The sequence below is a fragment of the Knoellia koreensis genome (assembly GCF_013041615.1).
Classification (GTDB): domain Bacteria; phylum Actinomycetota; class Actinomycetes; order Actinomycetales; family Dermatophilaceae; genus Pedococcus; species Pedococcus koreensis.
In genome coordinates this window covers 1,280,438-1,295,249 of sequence record NZ_JABEPQ010000001.1, presented here as the reverse complement: position 1 = coordinate 1,295,249, position 14,812 = coordinate 1,280,438, and the positions used below count along the sequence as shown (strand labels likewise).

General features: G+C 70.2%; 15 protein-coding genes. 9 read left to right on the top strand and 6 right to left on the bottom strand.

The window, feature by feature from the left end; translation table 11 throughout:
- Positions 1 to 93: 93 nt before the first annotated feature.
- From HJG52_RS06325 to HJG52_RS06285, 9 genes are all read left to right on the top strand, one after another.
- Positions 94 to 666, top strand: a complete 573-nt coding sequence (locus HJG52_RS06325) for a YceD family protein (RefSeq protein WP_171242619.1) — start codon at positions 94 to 96, stop codon at positions 664 to 666.
- A 1-nt stretch (position 667) separates the two neighbouring features.
- Positions 668 to 862 (top strand): 50S ribosomal protein L32, encoded by a 195-nt coding sequence (gene rpmF / locus HJG52_RS06320; RefSeq protein WP_171242618.1) that lies wholly within the window; start codon positions 668 to 670, stop codon positions 860 to 862.
- A 40-nt stretch (positions 863 to 902) separates the two neighbouring features.
- The gene (rnc, locus tag HJG52_RS06315; protein WP_171243123.1) at positions 903 to 1,700 is read left to right on the top strand and encodes a ribonuclease III; all 798 of its coding nucleotides are present in this window, start codon (positions 903 to 905) and stop codon (positions 1,698 to 1,700) included.
- A gap of 23 nt (positions 1,701 to 1,723) precedes the next feature.
- Positions 1,724 to 2,608, top strand: coding sequence for a bifunctional DNA-formamidopyrimidine glycosylase/DNA-(apurinic or apyrimidinic site) lyase (gene mutM / locus HJG52_RS06310; protein ID WP_171242617.1), 885 nt, complete (start codon positions 1,724 to 1,726; stop codon positions 2,606 to 2,608).
- A 103-nt stretch (positions 2,609 to 2,711) separates the two neighbouring features.
- Positions 2,712 to 3,008: an acylphosphatase gene (locus HJG52_RS06305; RefSeq protein ID WP_171242616.1), complete on the top strand. Its 297-nt coding sequence runs from the start codon at positions 2,712 to 2,714 to the stop codon at positions 3,006 to 3,008.
- Positions 3,009 to 3,135: 127 nt separating this feature from the next.
- Positions 3,136 to 3,327, top strand: a complete 192-nt coding sequence (locus HJG52_RS06300; RefSeq protein ID WP_171242615.1) for a hypothetical protein — start codon at positions 3,136 to 3,138, stop codon at positions 3,325 to 3,327.
- A complete protein-coding gene (locus HJG52_RS06295) occupies positions 3,324 to 3,644 on the top strand; it encodes a chorismate mutase (protein WP_171242614.1) in 321 nt (106 codons plus the stop codon). Before HJG52_RS06300 ends, HJG52_RS06295 begins: the two co-directional genes overlap by 4 nt.
- A gap of 182 nt (positions 3,645 to 3,826) precedes the next feature.
- Complete coding sequence (gene smc / locus HJG52_RS06290) at positions 3,827 to 7,399, top strand: chromosome segregation protein SMC (protein WP_171242613.1); 3,573 nt, start codon at positions 3,827 to 3,829, stop codon at positions 7,397 to 7,399.
- 52 nt (positions 7,400 to 7,451) lie between these two features.
- A complete protein-coding gene (locus HJG52_RS06285) occupies positions 7,452 to 7,721 on the top strand; it encodes a hypothetical protein (protein ID WP_171241549.1) in 270 nt (89 codons plus the stop codon).
- A gap of 78 nt (positions 7,722 to 7,799) precedes the next feature.
- Here HJG52_RS06285 and HJG52_RS06280 read toward each other — a convergent pair whose 3' ends face one another.
- The 6 genes from HJG52_RS06280 to HJG52_RS06250 form a co-directional block, all read right to left on the bottom strand.
- Entirely contained in the window at positions 7,800 to 10,622 is a 2,823-nt protein-coding gene (locus HJG52_RS06280; RefSeq protein WP_240977183.1) for a PEP/pyruvate-binding domain-containing protein, read from the bottom strand.
- A gap of 118 nt (positions 10,623 to 10,740) precedes the next feature.
- Entirely contained in the window at positions 10,741 to 11,763 is a 1,023-nt protein-coding gene (gene dmpG / locus HJG52_RS06270; RefSeq protein WP_171242612.1) for a 4-hydroxy-2-oxovalerate aldolase, read from the bottom strand.
- On the bottom strand, positions 11,763 to 12,710 hold the full coding sequence (locus tag HJG52_RS06265; RefSeq protein WP_171242611.1) for an acetaldehyde dehydrogenase (acetylating): 948 nt from the start codon (positions 12,708 to 12,710) through the stop codon (positions 11,763 to 11,765). The genes dmpG and HJG52_RS06265 overlap by 1 nt, the downstream gene beginning before the upstream one ends.
- Positions 12,707 to 13,501 (bottom strand): 2-keto-4-pentenoate hydratase, encoded by a 795-nt coding sequence (locus HJG52_RS06260; RefSeq protein WP_206069938.1) that lies wholly within the window; start codon positions 13,499 to 13,501, stop codon positions 12,707 to 12,709. Before HJG52_RS06260 ends, HJG52_RS06265 begins: the two co-directional genes overlap by 4 nt.
- Positions 13,498 to 14,355 carry an alpha/beta fold hydrolase gene (locus HJG52_RS06255; protein WP_171242610.1) on the bottom strand — a complete coding sequence of 286 codons (858 nt, stop codon included), beginning with the start codon at positions 14,353 to 14,355 and terminating at the stop codon, positions 13,498 to 13,500. Before HJG52_RS06255 ends, HJG52_RS06260 begins: the two co-directional genes overlap by 4 nt.
- On the bottom strand, positions 14,352 to 14,783 hold the full coding sequence (locus HJG52_RS06250) for a hypothetical protein (protein WP_171242609.1): 432 nt from the start codon (positions 14,781 to 14,783) through the stop codon (positions 14,352 to 14,354). The genes HJG52_RS06255 and HJG52_RS06250 overlap by 4 nt, the downstream gene beginning before the upstream one ends.
- Between the last annotated feature and the right edge of the window lie 29 nt (positions 14,784 to 14,812).

The following is a 14,812-nucleotide window of genomic DNA, read 5'->3' as shown; positions in this document are numbered from 1 at the left end:
ATTTGGGAAGGTGACCCGTGCTCAGGTAATCTCGTGCGTCGGTCTGCGTCTCATCCGAGGCCGGATCCGAGTCACTCGACGTCTGCTGGAGCCATGAACCACCTCGACCCCCGGTCCCCCTTGGTCTTCGACACCAAGAGCCTGGGTCGTCGTCCCGGTTCGATGGAGCAGGTCCAGCGCGTCGTCGAGGCACCCGCCGACCTCGGCACGGACGTCATCGCGGTGCCGCAGGGCGCCCCGATCGACTTGGACCTGCGGTTCGAGTCCGTCGTGGAGGGCGTGCTGGTCACCGGCTCGGCGAAGGCAGTCGCGACCGGCGCATGCGTGCGGTGCCTGGACCCCGTCGAGATCCCTCTCGAGGTGCGGTTCCAGGAGCTGTTCGCGTACGCCGAGCGCACCGCACACCACCGCGAGGTGGCGTCGGAGGACGACGAGGCAGACGAGCACCACCTCGAGGGCGACCTGCTCGACCTCGAACCGGTGCTCCGGGACGCGATGGTGCCTGCACTGCCGTTCCAGCCGGTGTGCCGGGAAGACTGCCCAGGGTTGTGCTCCGAGTGCGGAGCGCGGCTGGCGGACGACCCGGACCACCACCACGAAGTGATCGACCCCAGGTGGTCCGCGCTCCAGGCGCTGGCTGCCGACACCGAAGAGAAGAGGAACTGACGTGGCTGTCCCGAAGCGGAAGATGTCGCGCTCCAACACCCGTTCGCGCCGTGCGAACTGGAAGGCGACCGCGACCACGCTGACCACGTGCCCGCAGTGCAAGCAGCCGACGCAGCCCCACGTGGCCTGCCCGTCGTGCGGCTACTACAAGGGTCGTCACTACACGACCGCCGAGCGCACCGAGCACCAGGGCTGACCCCCTTGGGCTGCGCGTGAGTCCCTCCGGTCCGACTGGTATGCCGGACAGCGCGTCGCAGCGACCCGTCGCCGAGTTCGCCGCTCACCTCGTCGAGGTGACCGGGGCGCCCGTCGACGAGTCGCTGCTTTTGCGTGCCCTCACGCACCGCTCGTACGCCTACGAGAACGGTGGCCTGCCCAACAACGAGCGCCTCGAGTTCCTCGGCGACTCGGTGCTGGGTCTCGTGGTCACCGACACGCTCTACACCGCGCACCCCGACCTCGCGGAGGGGCAGCTGGCCAAGCTGCGCGCCGCCGTGGTGAACATGCGGGCGCTCGCCGACGTCGCCCGCACCCTCGGGCTGGGTGACCACGTCCGGCTCGGCCGCGGCGAGGAGGCGACCGGTGGCCGCGACAAGGCCTCGATCCTCGCCGACACGATGGAGGCCGTCATCGGCACCGTCTACCTGTCGGCGGGCATGGACCCGGCGGCCGTGCTGGTGCACCACCTGCTCGACCCGCTGATGGCCGAGTCGGCCACCCTCGGCGCCGGGCTCGACTGGAAGACCTCGCTGCAGGAGCTCGCCGCTGCCTCGACCCTCGGTGTCCCGGACTACCGGGTCGACGAGGAGGGCCCCGACCACGAGAAGACCTTCACCGCCCGCGCCGTCGTCGGCGATGAGGTGCTCGGTGAGGGCACCGGGCGGTCGAAGAAGGAGGCCGAGCAGCGCGCCGCCGAGCTGGCCTGGCGCTCGTTGTCGGCGCGCAGCCAGAAGCTCGGGACCGCCGGCTCCGACGGCAGCTCGGCCGCGGCCGACGACGGTGAGGACGACGTTCCCGCCGGGTCGCCCTCCTAGGCGACCACGCGGCATACCGACTCATGCCTGAGCTGCCCGAGGTCGAGGTGGTCCGTCGCGGCCTCGCCGACCACGTCGCGGGACGCACCATCGAGCGCGCCACCTTTCGCGGGACGCGCGTCGCGCGCCGCCACCTGGCCGGGCCCGAGGACCTGGGTGCGCGGCTGGCCGGCAACCGCGTCGAGCGGGTATGCCGTCGCGGCAAGTACCTCTGGCTGGTGCTCTCCGAGCCGGGTGGGGGTCGGCAGGGGCTCATCGCACACTTGGGGATGAGCGGGCAGCTGCTTGTCGAGGCGGCGGACGCACCGGACGAGAAGCACCTGCACGCGCGGTTCGTCTTCGCCGATGGTGGGCCGGAGCTGAGGTTCGTCGACCAGCGGACGTTCGGTGGGATGGCGCTGGCCGAGCTGACCTCCGACGACGTGCCGGAGACGATCGCGCACATCGCGCCGGACCCGTTCGAGGCGTCGTTCGACCAGGCCGCGGTGGTGAAGCGGATGAAGGGCAAGGACGTCGCCGTCAAGCGCGCGCTGCTCGACCAGACGCTCGTCGCGGGCATCGGCAACATCTATGCCGACGAGGCCCTGTGGCGCGCGCAGGTGCACGGGGAGCGGCTGTGCTCCTCGATCACCAAGCCGACGCTGTCGCGGGTGCTCGACCATGCGCGCGAGGTGATGGCGGCGGCGCTCGTCGCGGGCGGGACGAGCTTCGACTCGTTGTACGTCAACGTCAACGGGGCGTCGGGCTACTTCGACCGGTCGCTGCACGCCTATGGGCGCGAGGGGGAGCCGTGCGACCGGTGCGGCACCCCGATGCGGCGCGAGGCGTTCATGAACCGCTCGTCGTTCTCGTGCCCCCGCTGCCAGCCGCGCCCGCGTCCCCGCCCCCGACGCATCCAGACCCCCTGACTCGTTGCGTCTGCGTGAATGGCGGCTATGGCAACCATTGACGCAGACGCAAGCAGGCGCGAGGTGGCTGACACCGCGCGCCTGCCGGCGTACAACTGAAGGTATGGACGAGAACTCTCCGGCGCGGGCAGTCATCTGGGTGCACGGACGGGTGCAGGGCGTGGGGTTCCGCTGGTGGACCCGCGCCCGCGCGCTCGAGCTGGGCCTGGAGGGGCATGCCCGCAACGCCGGCGACGGCCGCGTCGAGGTCGTCGCCCAAGGGACGCCGGCCCAGATCCGCGAGCTCGTGGCGCTGCTCGAGGAGAAGCCGACCACCAAGCTGCGCCCCGGTGAGGTGCACACCTGCGTCACCACATGGGGTGTCGCCCGCGACGACGTGGAGGGCTTCGTCGAGAAGTGAGCTCCGCGGCATACCCGCCCCGCCTCCTCCATTGACCCCACCGAGGTGCCCTGTCACTCTGAGAGGTGGCCCCGTTCGGGGTGAGCCGCAGGTCATGACCCCGCCACCTGCGGATGAAGGAGTCGACATGGCCAAGGCCCTGGTGGGCTATCGCGTTGCTGTGGACCCGCGGCGCGAGCTCGAGACCGTGGAACTGCGCCGCCGGGTGCGTGACCTGGAGGCGCTGGTCGACCGGCTGCAACGCGACAACGACCAGCTGCGTGAGGATCTGAGACAGCCGGACGTCGTCGCCGCGGCCGCACCTACGATTGCCGGGTGAGTTCCCCCGCCTCCGAGCCGAACGCCACACCGACGCCGGCCGAGCTGCTGAGCCTGCGCGCCAGCATCGACAACATCGACGCCGCGCTCGTGCACCTGCTCGCCGAGCGCTTCAAGTGCACCCAGCGCGTGGGCGAGCTCAAGGCGCGCGAGGGTATGCCGCCCGCCGACCCCGCGCGCGAGGAGCGCCAGATCGCGCGGTTGCGGGCGTTGGCGGACGAGAGCGGGCTCGACCCCGAGTTCGCCGAGAAGTTCATCAACTTCGTCATCGCCGAGGTCATCCACCACCACGAAGCCATCGCCGACTCCACCGACTGACGCCGGGCGTCTCCCACGTACCCAGCGCCCCGACTCAGGCGTCACTTCAGTCACACGAGGCACAGGCAACGCAGGGGCGGGCGAGGTGCGTGGACCGGCTCACGCGCGCGGGTAGGGTTGCCCCGATCCACCGGGAGCCGCCCGCCGGCACCGGCCGCCACACCCGAGGAGCGACCCCGCTCGTGTACGTCAAGAGCCTGACCCTGAAGGGCTTCAAGTCCTTCGCCTCGGCGACCTCGATGCGCCTCGAGCCCGGCATCACGTGCATCGTCGGCCCCAACGGCTCCGGCAAGTCCAACGTCGTCGACGCGCTCGCCTGGGTCATGGGTGAGCAGGGTGCCAAGAGCCTGCGCGGCGGCAAGATGGAGGACGTCATCTTCGCCGGCACCGCCGGCCGCGCGCCGCTCGGTCGCGCCGAGGTCAGCCTCACCATCGACAACACCGACGGCGCCCTGCCGATCGACTACACCGAGGTCACCATCAGCCGGACGATGTTCCGCAACGGTGGCTCGGAGTACGCCATCAACGGCACCTCCTGCCGACTGCTCGACGTCCAGGAACTGTTGTCCGACAGCGGAATCGGCCGCGAGATGCACGTCATCGTCGGCCAGGGCCAGCTCGACACCGTGCTGCGCGCCACCCCCGAGGAGCGCCGCGGGTTCATCGAGGAGGCCGCCGGGGTCCTCAAGCACCGCAAGCGCAAGGAGAAGGCGCTGCGCAAGCTCGAGGCGATGGAGGCCAACCTCACCCGCGTCACCGACCTCACCGGTGAGATCCGGCGCCAGCTCGGCCCGCTCGGGCGCCAGGCCGAGGCCGCGCGCAAGGCCGCGATGGTGCAGGCCGATGCCCGCGACGCCCGGTTGCGCCTGCTCGCCGACGACCTGGTCCAGCTCACCTCCACCCTCGAGCAGGAGGTCGCCGACGAGACCGCCCTGATCGCCAAGCGCACCGAGGTCGAGGAGGGGCTCGCGGACGCCCGGTCCCGCCTCCAGACCCTCGAGCAGCGCGCCGCGGAGGCCGCGCCCGAGCTCAACCGCGCGCAGGAGCGCTGGTTCGCCCTCCAGCAGCTGCGCGACAAGCTCACCTCGACCGAGTCCCTCGCCGCCGAGCGCGTGCGCCTCCTCTCCCAGGACACCCAGGACGAGCAGACCACCGGCCGTGACCCCGAGGAGCTGCGCGCGCAGGCCGCCGAGGCGCGCAAGCAGGAGGAGAACCTGCTCGCCGAGGTGCGCGACGCCAAGGCCGCACTCGAGGCGGCCGTCGCCGGCCGCGAAGAGCTCGAGCGGGCGTATGCCGCGGAGCAGCAGCGCCTCCAGCGCCTCGCCCGTGCCGCCGCCGACCGTCGCGAAGGGTTGGCCAAGCTCGCCGGACAGGTCGGAGCGCGCAAGAGCCGGATCGAGGCCGGGGAGGCCGAGATCGGGCGCCTGCGGGGCATCGTGGAGCAGTCGCTCGAGCGTGCCCGTGTCGCCGAGAAGGAGTTCGCCGGGCTCGAGGCCTCGGTGGCCGTCGACGAGGAGGGCGAGGAGGGGCTGGACTCGACCTACGAGACCGCCGCCGCCAAGCTCGAGGAGATCGAGGCCGAGGTCGAGCAGCTCCGGGAGGCCGAGCGCACCGCCGAGCGTGACCGCACCACCGCCGCCGCCCGGCTCGAGGCGCTCGAGCTGAGCCTGTCGCGCAAGGACGGAGCCGCCACACTCCTGGCCGCAGCCGACTCCCGCCACGGCATCGTCGGGTCCGTCGCCTCGCTGCTGCAGGTCAGTGGTGGGCACGAGGTCGCCATCTCCGCCGCGCTCGGTTGGGCCGGCGACGCGCTCGCGGTCGAGTCGGTCGATGCGGCTGCTGCCGCCATCACCACCCTGCGTGACGACGACGCCGGACGGGCCGCCTTCCTGGTCGGCCAGACCGCCGTCACCTCCGACCCGGGTTCGTGGCCGGCCCTCGACGGCAGCGCCGTGTGGGCCCGCGAGGTCGTCGAGGCCCCCACCACCGTCCGTCCCGCGGTCGAGCAGCTGCTCGACCGGGTCGCCCTGGTGCCGGATGCCGCAGCCGCTGCGGCGCTCGCCGCCCGCGGGGAGGGCATCACCGCCGTCACCTCAGACGGCGACGTGTTCGCGCCTGGCTGGGTCCGTGGTGGCAGCACGAGCGCACCCAGCCTCATCGAGATCCAGTCGGCGGTCGACGAGACACGCGACCGGGTCGCCGACGCCACTCGCCGCGGGGAGCAGGCGCGCTTCGCGCTCAACGCGGCCCAGGAGAAGCACCGCACCATCAACGACGAGGTCGAGAGCGCCCTCGAGGCGCTGCACGAGTCCGACGCGAAGATGGCCGCCGTGGCCGAGCGGCTCGGCCACCTCGGCGCAACCGTCCGCTCCGCCAAGGCCGAGGCCGAGCGCACCGAGCGCGCGATCGCCGACGCCGAGGCGGCGCTGGAGAACGACCGCACCGAGCTGGCCGCCCTCACCGAGCGGCTCGACGAGGCCAGCACCGAGCCGGCCGAGGCCGAGGAGCCCAGCACCGACGAGCGTGACCGGCTCGAGCTGGAGGCCAGCCGGGCCCGCACCGGCGAGACCGAGCTGCGGCTCACGCTGCGCACCAAGGAGGAGCGGGCCCGCGCCCTCAAGGGTCGCGCCGACTCCCTCGAGGGTGCCGCCCGCAACGAGCTCGCCGCCCGGGAACGGTTGGCCGCTCGCCAGGAGCGCCGCAAGCGCGAGGCGACCGTGGCCCAGGCAGTCGCCCACGGGGCGGCATACGCGGCCACTGTCATCGCGGACGCCCTCGACACGGCCGCCCGACAGCGCGCGGCGGCCGAGCGGGAGCGCACCGAACGCGACACCGAGCTGGCGCAGGTGCGACGTGGCGTCGCCGCCCTCCAGGACGAGCTGCGCGACCTCACCGACACCGTCCACCGTGACGAGGTCGCCCGCACCCAGCAGCGGCTGCGGATCGAGGCGATGCAGGCCAAGGCGGTCGAGGAGCTCGGCATCGAGCCCGAGGTGCTGATGGAAGACTTCGGTCCGCACCAGCTCGTGCCGCACGTGCCGGGTCCCGACGACGACCCCGAGGTCGAGGTCGAGCCGGTGGCCTACGTGCGCGAGGTGCAGGAGAAGCGGCTGCGCAAGGCCGAGCGGGCGCTCAATGCGCTCGGCCGCGTCAACCCGTTGGCGCTGGAGGAGTATGCCGCGCTGGAGGAGCGCCACAAGTTCCTCACCGAGCAGCTCGAGGACCTGAAGAAGTCCAAGCGCGACCTGCTGGACATCGTCCGCGAGGTCGACGAGCGGGTGGAGCGGGTCTTCACCGAGGCATACCACGACACGGCGGCGCAGTTCGAGCAGGTGTTCTCACGGCTGTTCCCCGGCGGTGAGGGGCGGCTCACGCTCACCGACCCGGCCAACATGCTCACCACCGGCATCGAGGTCGAGGCCCGCCCGCCCGGCAAGAAGATCAAGCGCCTGTCGCTGCTCTCCGGTGGCGAGCGGTCGCTGGTGGCGGTCGCGCTGCTGGTCTCGATCTTCAAGGCCCGGCCCAGCCCGTTCTACATCATGGACGAGGTCGAGGCCGCGCTCGACGATGCCAACCTCGGCCGCCTCATCACGCTGTTCGAGGAGCTGCGCGACTCCAGCCAGCTCATCGTCATCACCCACCAGAAGCGCACGATGGAGGTCGCGGACGCGCTCTATGGCGTCTCGATGCGTGGTGACGGCGTGACGACCGTGGTGTCGCAGCGGATCCGGGACGTGGCTGCGCAAAGCGCGTAGCAGACGGCGCGCCCGATTTGGGCAAACGCCCTGCGCAAGGCACCCTAGTGCCATGGTCGCGCTCATCATCGGCATGCTCATCTGCATCGCGCTGGCTGTTGCCGTCGTTGCGCTGGTGGCCATCCCCGCCCGCCGTGAGGGCCGCGACATCCTCACCCCGCAGGGCGAGGAGCTCATGACGCTGGCCAAGGAGAAGACCGAGTCGGCCATCGGCCGGACCGGTGACGCCCTGTCCACCGCCAAGGACAAGGTGTCCGACACCGTCGGGTCCGTCGGGTCCGACAGCAGCGCCGGCGACGCCGGCCGCCACCGCGCCGGCTGAGCGCCCGCGGACGCCAGCCCGCGGCATACCTGGTCCCTCACGTCTGCGCTGGCCGCGCGGCAATCTCGGGGCCGGTCGTCAGTTCTCCAGGACCTCGACCCGGCCGGTGTTGCCATCCACCCGGATCAGCTGTCCGGTCCGGATCGTCGTGGACCCGTCACCCGTGCCGGTGACGGCCGGGAGGCCGTACTCGCGGCAGACGATGGCTGCGTGGCTCATCATGCCGCCGATGTCCGTGACGGTCGCCGTGATCCTGCCGAAGATCGGACCCCACGACGGCGCGGTGTAGGTGGTGACGAGGACCTCACCGTCCTGCACCTCGCTCAGCTGGTCGGCGTGGTGGACCACTCGCGCCCGCGCCTCGACGACCCCCGGGGAGGCAGCCAGGCCCGTGATGGCGAGGTCGTCGCGGTCGTCAGCGAGCCACTGCCGGACCTGTTCGGGGGTGATGCCCCAGAGCATCTGCGTCAACGGCTCGGTGATCTGTTCCGGCGGGGTGTTGAGCGCAGGCTGCGGACGTCGGGCGTCCAACGCCTCGAAGATCCTCCTGCGTCGCTCGATCTCCGTCGGCCAATAGGTCGGGCCGCTCGCCGGCGCGCCGACGGCCCACCCCGCCACCAGGTCGAAGATGGCGTCGCGCACCTCCCCACGGTCCAGGTAGAGCAGGTCCCCCTCGTCCTGCCAGAACCCCGCCGCCACGAAGAGGCGGGACAGCTCCCGCACCTTGCGCCAGAAGACGCCCATGGTCCAGTGCTCGATGTAGAAGTTGTGGTTCTCGACGTACGGGTAGGCGGTGGTGGCCAGGGCGAGCTTGGCGTCGAACTCCGCGGTCTGATCCGCGTCCAGCAGTGCGCGGTACTCCGCGATGATGCGGTCTCGCTCGGCCGTCAGCTGGTCGAGGGGACGTTGGATCTGCTGCCCCTCGTCCACCCGGCGGATGTAGTCCTTGATGTAGGCCAACGGGATCTCCTGGTGCTCCAGCCAGTACTTGTCATGGCCGTAGAAGCCGTTGCCGACCGTGAAGTTGAACCACGGGTCCTGGGCGGCCTCGTAAGCCGCGAGCCACTCTTCGCCGCCGGCGTCGCGGATGGCCTGGAGCGTCCCGTCGACGTCGTCAGTGTCGGTGAAGGCGGACTGGAGCTCGGACTCGACCGCCATGAGCGCCAAGCGTTTCAGCTCGTCATCCGGTCGGAAGAGCTCCATGTCGACTCCCTGCACCATCTTGGCGACGGCCTGCTCGGGAATGTCCGGGAAGGCATCCTTGGCGAAGGTGAACAAGTCGAGGTAGGCGAGGTAGTCGAGGTTGAGGAACTCGAAGTGGTACTGCCAGTTCTGGTAGGTCAGCTGGATCAGCCGGTCGTAGTTCTCCAGGAGGACTTCGGACCCGTCCGTCGCCTTGCCGGAGACGATGTCGTCGAACGGCATCATCTCCGGTAGTGGCGCGAAGCTCAGCCGCTCCATCTCGGCGATCGTCGAACGCACCTTGCCGCGCCACCGGTCCAGCAGGTCCTCCCAGTTGCGGTAGTAGTGCCCGGACCGCCTCTCGAACTCGGGTACGCGTGAAGTGATCTCGTCCTCGGGGACGGGCACGGGACTCATGTAGAGGTAGCCGAGGTGGATCTTGAACTCGATGCCGTTGGCCGGCGGGACCAGCAGGTGACGGGTGTTGTACTGCCCCAGGCACTTGAGGGCGAACTCCGCGACGCCGGTCTCGAACGGTTTGAACGCCGTCGGCCAGTGGTACCTGTCGCAGAACCAGAACTTCTCCTCGCTGCCGGGGGAGTTCGCGAAGAGCAGGTGGTAGGGGTACAGCTCGTCCCAGCCTTCGGCGCCCGGGGGGACCGTCAGCTCCGAGGGTCTGGGGAAGGACTTCAGGGCAGGAATGGGGTTCTGAGTCCTTTCGCCCGCCTTGGGTCCGGACGAGTGGACGGTCTCGGGACGTGACTGCAGGAGCAGCAGGTCAGAGCCCGCAGGCAGGTCGGCGTCGAAGGCGAACTCGATGTCTTGCGCACAGCCGTGGTGCTGCTCGGCCCTCTTGGCCAGGGTGGCGACCGCCATCAGCTCGTCGTCGGTGAGGCATCGGACCGATCGACGTTCGGGCCCCACCTCACGCTCGATGAGTGACCTCGACGCGGGGTCGGGCACGAGCTCGGCGCGCTTGTCACCGACCGTCTCCCGCACGACGGTGAGCATCACCTTGTCCAGGAGCATGTTGTCGGGGGTCACCTGGCCCGACACGACCAGCTCCCCGAGGCCCCACGAGGCTTCGACGACGATCTTGGAACGGTCGCCGTTGGCTGGGTCCACGGTCATCGCCACGCCCGCGATCCGGGCGTTGACCATCTTCTGCACGGCCACTGCCATCGACAGGTCGTCCTCGGCGATGCCGTTCGTGAGCCGGTAGGTGACAGCCCGGCTGGAGTAGAGCGACGCCCAGCAGCGGCGCAGGTGTTGCTGCACGGTGTCGTAGCGGGTCAGCCAGAGATAGGTGTCGTGCTGCCCGGCGAAGCTCGCGCCCGGCAGGTCCTCGGCCGTGGCAGACGACCGCACCGCAACCGGCACGTCCCCGTGGCAGCGGGCCATCAGCTCGTCGTAACCCGCCCGGAGGACGCGCTGCAGGTCGGCGGGGACGTCACGGGACTCGATCGACTCGCGAATGGAGGTGCAGACGGCGTCGATGCGCGTCAGGTCAGCTGCGTCGATCTCGGCGAGCTGGGCCTTGATCTGCGCCCGCAGCCCGGTGCCGTCCATGAAGTCGTCGAAAGCCCTCGTGGTCACGGCGAAGCCGGGTGGGACCGGCATACCCGCCGTTGTCGACGAGACGAGGGAGGCGCACTTGCCGCCGAGGAGCTGCGGGTCGGGGTCGCGGCCGCTGTCGAAGAAGACGACGTAGTCGTTCATGCGCACACTTCGCACGCAGGCAGGACGGCGGCGACCACGCCGCATGCTAACGCGCCCATCGGCTCAGCACCCGTGGCCCGACGGCCCGTTGGACCGCCGGGCCGTCGGGCCACGCATGTCAGTCGACGGCGGCCGGCGCGCGCACGGCGTCCAAAGCAATGTCGGTGAGCATGTCCTCCTGGCCGCCGACCAACCGCCGCTTGCCGGCTTCCATCAGCAAGGCCCTGGCGTCGATGCCATACCGCTCGCCCACAGCCTCCGCATGTCGCAGGAACGAGGAGTAGACCCCGGCATACCCGAGCGTCAGCGTCTCGCGGTCCACCTGGACGGGCCGATCCCGCAGGGGCCGCACCAAGTCGTCGGCCGCGTCCTGCAGGGCGAACAGGTCGCAGCCATGGTCCCAGCCGAGCAGGTCGGCGACGGCCACGAACGCCTCCAGCGGGCAGTTGCCCGCCCCGGCACCCTGACCCGCAAGGGCGGCATCGACGCGCGTGACGCCTTCCTCCACCGCAACGACGCTGTTGGCAACCGACAGCGACAGGTTCTCGTGGGCATGGATGCCGATCTGCGTGGCGTCGTCCAGGACGTCGCGATAGGCGCGCACCCTGTCGCGGACCCCGTCCATGGTGAGTCGGCCACCGGAGTCGGTGACGTAGACGCAGTGCGCGCCGTAGGACTCCATGAGCTTCGCCTGGGCGGCCAGCGCGGCCGGCTCGGCCATGTGGCTGAGCATGAGGAAGCCGGACACGTCCATGTCCAGCTCGCGAGCGGTCGCGATGTGCTGCGCCGACACGTCCGCCTCGGTGCAGTGGGTGGCCACCCGAACCGAGCGCACACCCAGCCGGTGGGCCTCTTTGAGGTCCTCGATGGTCCCGATGCCGGGCAGCAGCAAGGTGGTCAGGACGGCATTGCGGATGTTGGCAGCCGCTGCCTCGATCCACTCGGCGTCCGTGTGGCTGCCGGGTCCGTAGTTGACCGAGCCACCGGCGAGCCCGTCGCCATGCGCGACCTCGATCGCCGACACACCTGCTGCGTCGAGCGCAGCGACGATCGTGCCGACGTCCGCAGGGTCGACTCGGTGCCGGAGCGCGTGCATGCCGTCCCGGAGGGTCACGTCCTGGACGTACAGTGGGCCGCCCATCACGCACCCACCGGCTGCCGGGCGTCCATGCTCTCCGCGGCGCGGATCGCCGCCGAGGTCATGATGTCGAGATTGCCTGCATAGGCGGGCAGGTAGTGGGCGGCGCCCTCGACCTCCAGGTAGATGGCCACGCGGGTGCGGACCGGTCCGGCGCCGACACCCACGAGTGTGTGAACCGGCTCGTCGCTTCCGACCGACGTGAACTGGACCTCCTGCTTCACGCGGTAGCCGGGGACGTACTGCTGCACCCTTGCGGCCATCTCCCCGACGGAGGTCCTGATCTCCTCCAGCTGCGCCGGGTCCGCGGTGGCCACGAGGCAGTACACCGTGTCGCGCATGATCATCGGCGGATCGGCGGGATTGAGGATGATGACGGCCTTGCCACGCCGTGCACCCCCAACCTGCTCGATGGCGGCCGAGGTGGTCTCGGTGAACTCGTCGATGTTGGCACGCGTGCCGGGACCGGCGGACTTGGACGCGATGGAGGCGACGATCTCGGCATACGGCACGTCGACCACGCGCGACACCGCCGCGACCATGGGGATCGTCGCCTGGCCGCCACAGGTCACCATGTTCACGTTGGGGGCGCCGGCGTGCTGGGTGCCGTTGACCGCTGGCACGACGTAGGGGCCGAGGGCCGCGGGTGTGAGGTCCACGAGGCGCTTTCCGTGGGGCGCCAGAGCCTTCGCGTTCGCGACGTGAGCCTTGGCCGAGGTGGCGTCGAAGACCACCTCGATCTCGTCGAAGCCAGGCATCGCGATCAGCCCCTCGACGCCCTCGTGGGTGGTGGGGATGCCGAGGCGCGCAGCTCGTGCCAGCCCGTCGGACTGCGGGTCGATGCCGACCATGGCGCCCATCTCGAGCGCGGTGGTGGTGCGCAACACCTTGAACATCAGGTCGGTCCCGATGTTGCCGGAACCGATGATGGCAACCTTGGCCTTGTTCATCTCTCTCCCTCGCTCGCAAACGACACAGCTACTGATCCGAGTGGCTCGATGTCCGCGCGGATCGTCATGCCGGGAGTGACCGGCACCATCGGGCCGAGCGCCCCTGACAGCACGATCTGCCCGGCTCGGAGCGGGTCGCCGACATCGCGTGCCGTGCGTGCCAGCCAGACGAGTGCGTTGATGGGGTCACCCAGACATGCCGCCCCATTGCCTTGGGACACAAGGCGGTTGCCGTCGTACATCGACATCCGCACGTCGGCCGGGGTGAAGTTCTCGAGACTGCGCCGTGACTCGCCCAACACGAAGAGTCCACTGGAACCGTTGTCGGCGACGGTGTCGTAGATGCTGATGTCCCAGTCGGCGATCCGGCTGTCCACGATCTCCAGGGCCGGGGCTGCGTAGTCGATCGCGGCCCTCGCCTGTGCGTAGTCGAGGTCGCCGGCATCCAGGTCCGACTTCAGCACGAAGGCGACTTCGGCCTCCACCTTGGGGGCGATCAGGCGCCCGAACGGCACGGTGCGCCTGCCCGAGACGTCCATGTCGGCGAAGAGCACGCCGTAGTCGGGCTGGTCGACGCCGAGCTGCTGCTGTACGGCCGTTGACGTGAGCCCGACCTTCCGGCCCACCACCACGCCGCCCCTGGCCTCTCGTCGCCTGGCCAGGACCTGTTGGACCGCGTAGGCCATGGACAGGTCTTCGCCGATCATCGTGCGGATGGGTGGCACGGGCTCGTGGTTGCGCTCGGCCGTCTCCAGCACCGCCGCCAGGGCCTCGAATGCGCCGGTGGTCATCGTGCGTCCCGAGGTTCGGTGAGGAAGTCTTCGACCAGGCGGACGAACCGCGCCGTCTGCTCGATCTGCACCCAGTGTCCGCACCGCCCGAACACGTGCAGCTGCGAGTCGTCGATCAGCTCGTTGATGCGGATGCTGTTCGTCACGGGGATGACTTCGTCGTCCCTTCCGTGCACGACGAGCGTGGGAGTGCCGATGGCGCGGATCTGCTCCTCGGGGAGCGCGAGTCGGCCGATGCCTTCCTGTCGGGGGGCGGGGAACATCGCCGAGAACGACTCCTGCGCTCCTGGCCGAACCGACGCCCGGTAGCGCAGCTGCGCCAGCTCGTCGGTCGCGATCGACTTGTCGTAGGCGAAGATGTCGAGCAGCCTGCGCATCGCGGGGACCGATGGCTCGTAGCCCCAGACCGCGTCCAGACCAGCGGTGAGGGGAAAGTCGACGCCGACACTGCCCATCAACACCAGGCGGTCCACCCGCTCGGGGGCCCGCGCCGCGAGGTGCATTGCGAGGCCCCCACCGAAGCTGTTGCCGACGATGGACACCCGGTCCAGCCCGAGCGCATCGAGGAACCCGATGAGGTGGTTGAGCCACGCGTCGAGCGAGTAGTCGAAGCCGTCCGGCGCCTCGGTGTAACCGAAGCCCACGATGTCCGGTGCGATGGCACGCACCGACGTGCTGAGCTCGGGCAGCACGAGGCGCCAGTTGGCCCAGGCCGTGACGCCGGGCCCGGATCCGTGGATCAGCAGGACCGGGGTGCCGGTGCCGTAGTCGTGGTAGTTCGTCGCGATGCCGGCGACGTCGACGGTGTCGCCGACCTCCGGATTCGCTGTCGTGGTTTCGGCTTCGGCGCTCATGAGCGGGCTCCCGTTGTGTTCGTCGCTGCGACGTCGCCGCTGCCGGCGACCAGCCCGACGATGAAGTCCTCCAACGCCTCGGCGTCCATCAGCTTGTGCCGGGTCGCGGTCGGGTCGAGCGGGAGCGAGCTGCCCAGGAGCTCACCGATCGACCGGCCGTGATCGAAGCGGGTGGCAAAGCGAGCCCAGTGCTCGCCGACCCGGACGTCGAAGACCTGGTCGAGGCTGCCGCTGTGGTCCTCCAGCTCCAGGACCGGCCGGCCGGCGGCGGACAGCACTGCGTTCGCCTCGCACACCAGCTGCTCGGCATAGGCCCGGTTCTCGACCTGCTCGTGGGCGCCCTGGCCGGTGCTGAGGTAGTCGGACTCCACGACACGCACGGCCGGGACACTTCCGCCGGCACGCACCGCGTCCTCGATGCGATCCATGAATTCGGTCATCTTCATCCCAATCTCGA

Bases quoted from the DNA above. Each gene is read 5' to 3' on its own strand.
- HJG52_RS06280 (WP_240977183.1), bottom strand. From the start codon at position 10,622: ATGAACGACTACGTCGTCTTCTTCGACAGCGGCCGCGACCCCGACCCG.
- HJG52_RS06265 (WP_171242611.1), bottom strand. From the start codon at position 12,710: ATGAACAAGGCCAAGGTTGCCATCATCGGTTCCGGCAACATCGGGACC.
- HJG52_RS06305 (WP_171242616.1), top strand. From the start codon at position 2,712: ATGGACGAGAACTCTCCGGCGCGGGCAGTCATCTGGGTGCACGGACGG.
- HJG52_RS06255 (WP_171242610.1), bottom strand. From the start codon at position 14,355: ATGAGCGCCGAAGCCGAAACCACGACAGCGAATCCGGAGGTCGGCGAC.
- HJG52_RS06260 (WP_206069938.1), bottom strand. From the start codon at position 13,501: ATGACCACCGGCGCATTCGAGGCCCTGGCGGCGGTGCTGGAGACGGCC.
- dmpG (WP_171242612.1), bottom strand. From the start codon at position 11,763: ATGGGCGGCCCACTGTACGTCCAGGACGTGACCCTCCGGGACGGCATG.
- rnc (WP_171243123.1), top strand. From the start codon at position 903: ATGCCGGACAGCGCGTCGCAGCGACCCGTCGCCGAGTTCGCCGCTCAC.
- HJG52_RS06285 (WP_171241549.1), top strand. From the start codon at position 7,452: ATGGTCGCGCTCATCATCGGCATGCTCATCTGCATCGCGCTGGCTGTT.
- mutM (WP_171242617.1), top strand. From the start codon at position 1,724: ATGCCTGAGCTGCCCGAGGTCGAGGTGGTCCGTCGCGGCCTCGCCGAC.
- HJG52_RS06300 (WP_171242615.1), top strand. From the start codon at position 3,136: ATGGCCAAGGCCCTGGTGGGCTATCGCGTTGCTGTGGACCCGCGGCGC.
- HJG52_RS06250 (WP_171242609.1), bottom strand. From the start codon at position 14,783: ATGGATCGCATCGAGGACGCGGTGCGTGCCGGCGGAAGTGTCCCGGCC.
- HJG52_RS06325 (WP_171242619.1), top strand. From the start codon at position 94: ATGAACCACCTCGACCCCCGGTCCCCCTTGGTCTTCGACACCAAGAGC.